Origin of the sequence: Streptomyces tateyamensis (genome assembly GCF_003205575.1) — a bacterium.
Classification (GTDB): domain Bacteria; phylum Actinomycetota; class Actinomycetes; order Streptomycetales; family Streptomycetaceae; genus Kitasatospora; species Kitasatospora tateyamensis.
Genome location: NZ_PYBW01000338.1, coordinates 1 through 289, shown reverse-complemented (window position 1 = coordinate 289; position 289 = coordinate 1). Strand labels below are relative to the sequence as shown.

General features: G+C 81.3%; 1 pseudogene. It reads left to right on the top strand.

Going from position 1 to position 289, the window contains the following annotated elements:
- Positions 1–289: pseudogene (locus C7C46_RS36120) on the top strand (citrate/2-methylcitrate synthase); the annotation flags it as partial.

The following is a 289-nucleotide window of genomic DNA, read 5'->3' as shown; positions in this document are numbered from 1 at the left end:
CGTCGGGGAACGCAGGCGAGGAGGGCCCCGCGGGGGAGGCAGGCCGCCTCCTCGGCGGGGGGGGGGGGGGCGGAGCCCCCCCCCGCCGGCGGCCCCCCCCCCCGCCAGTCCCCGCACGAGCCGGTCACCGTACGCACCGCGCTGACCCTGATCGAGGACGGCCGGCTCTACTTCCGGGGCACGGACGCCATCCGGCTGGCCCGCGAGCACGGTTTCGAGGCCGCCGTCGGCTGGCTCTGGGGCCTGGGCACCACGCCCGGGGTGGCGCTGCGCTCCCCCGCCGGGCTGG